This is a genomic window from Vibrio sinaloensis DSM 21326 (genome assembly GCF_000189275.1).
In the GTDB taxonomy this organism is placed as follows: domain Bacteria; phylum Pseudomonadota; class Gammaproteobacteria; order Enterobacterales; family Vibrionaceae; genus Vibrio; species Vibrio sinaloensis.
Genome location: NZ_AEVT01000006.1, coordinates 54,615 through 62,112, shown reverse-complemented (window position 1 = coordinate 62,112; position 7,498 = coordinate 54,615). Strand labels below are relative to the sequence as shown.

Below are 7,498 nucleotides of genomic sequence, written 5' to 3'. Positions count from 1 at the left end.
AGCTTACTAAAAAACACGCCTTTTGCTAAACCATTGAGATATTGATAAAAATCTCAAACCTACAACGTCGTTTCAAAAATGAGAATTTAGAATACAAAAGCGCTGAATGACACTATTTGCATTGGTAACATGCTCGTTTTTATCGCATCTTTTCAAACAACCGCTATTTAGCAGACAACGTTAAAAAGAAAGCATGCGAGATATGAAACGACCACTTCTAAACATTCCAAAATGGGTTGATACGGTTTGTCATCATTTTCCTGTTATCGTCCCCATTACTGTCATATTCGCCTCTGTTTTCTTATTAGCTGCAGCGATCAACCATCAGCTTCTACGCCAACATGTTATTGATGATGGTAAGCAGTCAATCGCTAAATTAGAGCAATATATCGACCTCGTAGCAGAAGACTTACAGCAATTAAAATTGAGTGTTGGAGAGGACTGTAGCCGACAGGATAAATTGGATTTAAGAGCGAAAGTGTTCAATTCTCGAATGATTAAAGAGATTGGCTTATACAAAGATGGGGTTGTCTATTGCACCAGCAATGAGGGGCGTGCACAAATCCGATTGTTTAACTCGACGCTGCAAAGAATTGAAGCATCGCCTAAACATGTCACAATTTCATTAGCAAAATCAAAAAGCCAGTTAAAGACGATTTTCATCTACTCTTCCAGCGATACTCGTCGCGGCGTCAATGCATTACTTCATCCTCAGCAATTTTTAGAGCTCGTTTCACCGCTATTTGAACACCGTAGATACGGATATCAAATTCAAGTGCTGCATAAAGTCATTCAAAGTCACAACAATCAAGAAGTAGAAAAGAAGAATCTGTATAGCTTCTCCTCACATCTCTATCCGTTTTCAATCACCATCTATTTAACCAACGAAGCATATCAGACTCACTATTTGGGCCACGTCGGCGAGACCACGCTGATCGCACTTATGCTCTCTTTGGTTTATCTAATTATCCGCTACCAGACGCTTGCAAAACGCTCCGTTGAATACGCGCTAGTCAATGCTATTCAGCGCGAACAAATTGAGCTTTATTTGCAACCAATTGTCGATATCCAATCCCGTAAGGTGGTTGGCAGTGAAGCTCTGGTCCGCTGGAATCATCCCACTAAAGGGCAAATATCACCCGAACAATTTATTCCACTGGCAGAAAAGTTAGGGGTGATCAACCAAGTCACTCAATACGCGTTTAGACAAGTCACTTATTTTTTTAAAAACAACCCAGAATACTACCGAACCAGTTACATTAGCATCAACATAAGCCGTTATCAGATTATCGACCCTGACTTTGTTAACTACTTAGAGGGCTACGCCCAAAAGTACCCAGATTACACAAAAAGTATCCTCCTAGAACTCACTGAGAACGTCGACCTCAATGCTGAGCAGTTGGAAATAGCGCTTAACCACCTTAAACAAATACAAACCTTGGGCTTTGAGATAGCAATTGATGACTTTGGGACGGGGTATTCTGGCCTTAACTTAATCCGACTGATGAATTTTGACGTGGTTAAAATCGACCAAGTCTTCATTAAGAGCCTTCATTCTGATTCAAATATAACGCCTGTACTTAAATCTATGATCCAACTTGCAACGGATTTAGGAATGAGAGTTATCGCAGAAGGGGTAGAAACCAATTACCAAATAGATCAGCTTGAGAAGCTCGGTGTCAGCTATATCCAAGGGTTCTATTACGCAAGACCAATAACCCCAGAACATCTCGCTTTGTATTACAAAATAGCCGACGAAGCGATCGTGATGTCTCTACCAATTCCTCGCTGGAAAAGCTAGAAAATAGAAAAAAAATCGGGCTATCATGCCCGAAATGTCATCATTGACCAAAAACTGAATTGCATAGTCCGTTATGCTAAGAACCATTACGATATACAAAATATCATACCATTAATTACATACAAAACTTTATTCGATATATTCGTGATCGGCTTAGCTTTATTTCATTGGCAAAACAGAGCGATTAAAAAGTGATGAAGTTCAATATTTAGGGCGTAGATGGGAGGAATGATGTCAAGCTTGCTTGTTCAAATTATGATCGAAAAAATATCATAATAACCAAGGATGAGCCGTGAAACATTCAACACTCCTGACCGCTTTAGGCTTAATCGCCGCAAGCTCCTCAGCGCTAGCGCAACCTACTCTTTCAGTATCAACGACAACTACGAGTCGAGATTTTCCACTCGATGGCTCAAGCCCCGTGATACTGCCTTTAACAAAACAGACCTATCAGCTCAAAATTAGTGATGTCGCTGGAGATTGTTCCGCCCCAGAAACGCAGAAGGTAAAGTTTAGAAAACCATTACAACTTAACTGCGACAGCGACACTTTACTCGATTTGAAAGTGCGCTTTGCTGGGGATTACTCATTCACCTTTGATCCTAACAACCAAACTCTTTCCATCGCTCGAGAGGCGAAAAAAAGCACCAAAACAGAATTTAAACGCCCTATCCCCAAAGTGCAGTGTGAAGTACATAGCGCAGGCCCTAAAACCCTTAACTTAGCCTCTACTTATCCTGATGGCACTCAATTGCATGAGGCCTTCTCTGACCAAATCGTTACGGTAAAAGAGGGTAAGGTCACTATAGAGAGCTCAGAAAAAAGCGGCGGTTTAGTGCTGCTCGCTCCTGTCGAGTCTAAAGCGACTCAACAAGCATTCAATTACCACAACGCCAATATCTACTTTGTAATGGTTGACCGCTTTAAAAATGGCGATAGTACCAATGATCAAAGCTATGGCCGTCAAAAGGATGGTAAGCAAGAAGTTGGTACTTTCCATGGTGGTGATCTAAAAGGTGTCATCGCCAAGCTTGATTACATTAAAAGCCTAGGTACAGACGTCATATGGCTATCACCCATTGTCGAACAAGTACACGGCTTTGTTGGTGGGGGCGAGAAAGGCAGCTTCCCATTTTATGCTTACCACGGCTATTGGACGCGAGACTTTACCAAGATCGACCAAAACTTTGGCTCTGATGAAGATCTCAAACGCTTGATCGAAGAGGCACATAAACGAGGTATTAAGATCTTCTTAGATGCCGTCATCAATCATTCCGGATACTCCACTCTGGCAGACCTTCAATTTGATAACATTGATGTGGTAGACGCCAATAAACTGCCCGCTAAATGGGCGACTTGGGCTCCGAAACAAGGAGAAACATGGCACAGCTATCATCAGGCTATCGACTACCAAAGCGAAGAGTGGGTCAACTGGTGGGGACCTGACTGGGTTCGAACGGGTCTGCCTGGTTATCTGCAGCCAGGTTCAAGCGATATCACCATGGCATTAGCAGGTTTACCTGACTTTCTAACCGAATCCGACAAGCACGTTCGTCCACCCCAGTGGCTATTGGATAACCCAGGAACACGTGTGGTTGCAAAAGATAGCTACACAGTATCGGATTATTTGATTGAGTGGCAATCCGATTGGGTGAAACGGTTTGGTATTGATGGCTTCAGAGTGGACACCGTTAAACACGTGGAAGGGAATGTATGGAAACGACTAAAAGAGTCCGCTTCAGATAGCTTAGAGCAGTGGCGAGCTGCCAACAATAAACAAGGCCAGCCTTTCTGGATGATGGGTGAAGTCTGGGGACATTCAGCTTATCGTTCACCTTATGTCGATGATGGGTTTGATGCACTGATCAACTTTGATATGCAGAAAAAACTCGATAAAGGCGCTGCCTGTTTGAGCGAAATGCAAGACACTTATCAAAACTACTCTAGCGCGATGTTAGAGACACCTGACTTCACACCCGTTAGCTACATGTCATCTCACGATACTGAACTGTTCTTCGATCGCTTCAAATCGTTTGAAATGCAGCGTGATGCGGCGAGCGCCCTGCTGCTCAGCCCGGGGGCGATTCAAGTTTACTATGGTGACGAAGTCGCCCGTGAGTTGGGGCCTTACGCCGATGATTTCCACCAAGGCACTCGCTCAGATATGATTTGGAAACTAGACAAGCAGCGACAAGCGCTGTTGCAACACTGGCAAACACTGGGGCAATTTAGACAGCAGCACCCTGCAATTGGTGCGGGCGTTCACCAGCAGCTGAGTGATAACAGTGGCTACGTGTTCAGTCGTACCTTAGGTAATGACAAAGTCGTGGTGGGTTTTTTAGGGAAATAACCACAAACAGAAACGAGCTCATATTGAGCTCGTTTTTTATGGTTCATAGTTAGGCAATATCAAACTGGTTCGATACTCTTGATCTACCTTCGCCTCGGCGACCATGTGCAGTAAAAACAGGCTGGTATTACGCACCCCACACTTCACTTCACATGCAGGCTGGTATTCAACTCCATCAAGAAACGATGTTTGTCGTTCACTTTCCAGATCGTACTCTTGCATCGTCTGGTGCAAATTTTCACTTCTCTGTTCAGGAAGAGCAAATAAAAACAACGAACTTTCCTGAGCCAATGCCGATGGCACTCCCGCAAACGTGGTTAGGAACAAGATCAACGAAGTTGTAAGTCTGGTCATGGGGTATGGGTTTTGGTTAATGACATTCACCAAGATTATAGCCCTGCAGAACACATAGCCTCAAATAAAAAAAGCTCCCGAAGGAGCTTTTCATACGGACTGTATTGCTATTTGTTCGCTCGACGCGTTTCGACAGCATCGGCTAACTGACGTAGAACTTTTTCAGTATCTGCCCAACCAATACAGGCATCAGTGATTGACTGACCATAAGTTGGCGCCACACCGTCAACTAAATCTTGGCGACCTTCCACCAAGTGAGACTCAATCATCACACCGAAAATCGCGTCCTCACCCGCAGAGATTTGACCCGCAACATCGTCAGAAACAACCATTTGACGTTGGTATTGCTTAGAGCTGTTCGCATGGCTGAAGTCGATCATTACCTTTTGTGGTAGACCTGATGCTTCGAGCTCTGACTTGATAGTACCCACGTGATCAGCACTGTAGTTAGGCTCTTTACCACCACGTAAGATGATGTGGCAATCAGGGTTACCTGCTGTTTCAACGATAGCTGAATGGCCGTACTTCGTTACCGAAAGGAAGTGGTGAGATGCACTCGCACTGCGAATCGCATCTGAAGCAATCTTGATGTTACCGTCGGTACCGTTTTTAAAACCTACTGGACAAGAAATACCAGATGCAAGCTCACGGTGGACTTGAGATTCTGTTGTGCGAGCACCGATAGCGCCCCAGCTGATTAAATCTGCTACGTACTGCGGCGTGATCATATCTAAGAACTCACTTGCCGTTGGTAAACCCATGTCAGTCAAATCAAGCAGAAGTTTACGCCCCATACGCAGACCATCATTGATCTTGAACGTATCATTTAGGTAAGGGTCATTGATGAGACCTTTCCAACCTACTGTGGTGCGAGGTTTTTCAAAGTAAACACGCATTACGACTTCTAGACGATCGCCTAGCTCATCACGCAATACTTTTAGACGCTTGCCATACTCAATCGCTGCTTCTGGATCATGGATAGAACATGGACCCACAATCACTAGTAAGCGGTCATCATCGCCTTTAAGAATGTTAGAGATCGCTTCACGCGAACGAAACGTCGTCGAGGAAGCCGTTTCTGTCGCAGGAAACTTCTCTAAAACTGCAACTGGTGGTAATAATTCTTTTACTTTGCTAATTCGAACATCATCTGTTTGGAACATTGCTACGTCTTCCTATTTTTCTTGGCTTGAGCGCCCGCCCCCAACTAACTGGTGCATAAATGCTCAACTTCTTTATTCCCGTTCCCTGTAACTTATCTATCAAAAACCAAGGTTGCAACCACTATTTTTATTAAAAGGCAATATTTTTGCCAAATTTACACTTTACATGAAGTGTAAATTTATAAATACACCCTCAGTGAGTACCTGCAAAACCAACAAAAACCAATGAGAAATTGCATGCATAAGATGAAATATCTACCTGATATTGCTATGGTATGAACATTATAAAAATCAAAGTAGTGTCGGCATGAACGCCATCGAATTTTCGAACGTCAGTAAGTGGTATGGTCAATTCCAAGCCCTAAAAAACATCAACCTTTCCGTCAGCAAAGGCGAAATTCTTGTCGTATGTGGGCCCTCGGGCTCAGGGAAGTCCACTCTGATTCGAACGGTCAATCAGCTCGAAGTCATCTCGGATGGCCAGATCAAAGTGCTTGGGCAAGACTTCTCCTCAAGTAGTGCGGGGAAAGTTGGGATGGTTTTTCAGCACTTTAATCTTTTTCCTCATCTCACCGTATTAGACAACCTAACCCTAGCACCAATCCGCACTTTGAAGCTTTCTAAGCAAGAAGCCACAGAGCGGGCAATGCACTTTCTAAAGCGAGTAAACATTGAAGAACAAGCGAACAAGTACCCGATTCAACTGTCAGGAGGTCAACAACAGCGCGTTGCGATCGCTCGTTCTTTATGTATGCAACCAGAAATTCTACTCTTTGATGAGCCAACCTCGGCCCTCGATCCTGAAACTATCCAAGAGGTATTGGACGTTATGATCGACCTTGCCAATGATGGCATCACCATGATGTGTGTCACGCACGAAATGGGGTTTGCACGCAAAGTGGCTCACCGTGTCATCTTTATGGATGGTGGGGAGATATTGGAAATGGCCACCCCAGAGCAAATTTTCTCTGCCCCTCAGCACCCGCGAACTCAACAATTTCTAGAGAAAATCCTGAGTCATTAATGATTGCGAAAATACTTAAACCAACGTTATCCGCTCTATTGCAAATCACCATTCTTGGAGTGGGTCTTTGGTGGCTACTAGACTCGGGTGCCAAGACCATGGGCTACCAATGGCAATGGGAACGTGTACCTGACTACATCGCTTTTTATGAAGATGGTGAATGGTGGCCTGCAGAGCTAGTTGAAGGTCTGTTTGTCACGATAAAGATCTCAGTGATCAGTCTGGCTTTTACCTTAGCGATCGGTCTCACTACCGCACTGCTTAAACTATCAAATTCCATTATAGGTAGAGCAATAGCCAACACCTACATTGAACTCATTCGGAACACGCCATTGCTTGTGCAGATTTACTTGCTTTACTTTGTGTTTGGTCCAGTCATCGGCTTGGACCGGTTTTCAACGGCAGTCTTGGCGTTATCACTGTTTCAGGGAGCCTATACGGCTGAGATTTTCCGTGGTGGCTTAAACAGCATCGACAAAGGGCAATTTGAAGCAGCCAAGTCTTTAGGGCTTAATCGCTTTTTCACCTATTACGACGTGATCCTTCCTCAGCTAATACAACGTACCTTACCTCCGCTCACCAATGAAGTGGTGTCGCTGGTCAAAAACTCTTCCATCGTGTCAGTGATGGCGATTTTCGATCTGACAACGGAAGGAAGAAACATCGTAGCGGAAACAGCAATGCCTTTTGAGATTTGGTTTACCGTTGCCGCTATTTATCTGCTGGTCACCCTATCCTTATCTGCGCTTTCTGCCTTGTTAGAGCATAGGCTTGGCGCAAGTTGGCGAACTCAATAAAAGGAAAAA

The 7,498-nt window shown here is 44.1% G+C and carries 6 protein-coding genes; 4 read left to right on the top strand and 2 right to left on the bottom strand.

From position 1 onward, the window contains the following. The first annotated feature begins 202 nt into the window (after positions 1-202). Both RH45_RS01280 and RH45_RS01275 read left to right on the top strand, forming a co-directional pair. On the top strand, positions 203-1,801 hold the full coding sequence (locus RH45_RS01280) for an EAL domain-containing protein (RefSeq protein WP_100086075.1): 1,599 nt from the start codon (positions 203-205) through the stop codon (positions 1,799-1,801). Positions 1,802-2,093: 292 nt separating this feature from the next. Next, positions 2,094-4,151 carry an alpha-amylase gene (locus RH45_RS01275; protein WP_008072839.1) on the top strand — a complete coding sequence of 686 codons (2,058 nt, stop codon included), beginning with the start codon at positions 2,094-2,096 and terminating at the stop codon, positions 4,149-4,151. A 36-nt stretch (positions 4,152-4,187) separates the two neighbouring features. On the opposite strand, the gene RH45_RS01270 is transcribed toward RH45_RS01275, so the two are convergent. Then, positions 4,188-4,505, bottom strand: a complete 318-nt coding sequence (locus RH45_RS01270; RefSeq protein ID WP_050796241.1) for a hypothetical protein — start codon at positions 4,503-4,505, stop codon at positions 4,188-4,190. Positions 4,506-4,612: 107 nt separating this feature from the next. Then, positions 4,613-5,668, bottom strand: a complete 1,056-nt coding sequence (gene aroG / locus RH45_RS01265; RefSeq protein WP_008072837.1) for a 3-deoxy-7-phosphoheptulonate synthase AroG — start codon at positions 5,666-5,668, stop codon at positions 4,613-4,615. 262 nt (positions 5,669-5,930) lie between these two features. On the opposite strand from aroG, the gene RH45_RS01260 reads away from it, so the two are divergent. Continuing rightward, on the top strand, positions 5,931-6,692 hold the full coding sequence (locus RH45_RS01260; RefSeq protein ID WP_390219413.1) for an amino acid ABC transporter ATP-binding protein: 762 nt from the start codon (positions 5,931-5,933) through the stop codon (positions 6,690-6,692). Continuing rightward, positions 6,692-7,489, top strand: coding sequence for an amino acid ABC transporter permease (locus RH45_RS01255; RefSeq protein ID WP_008072828.1), 798 nt, complete (start codon positions 6,692-6,694; stop codon positions 7,487-7,489). The genes RH45_RS01260 and RH45_RS01255 overlap by 1 nt, the downstream gene beginning before the upstream one ends. Positions 7,490-7,498 lie beyond the last annotated feature (9 nt).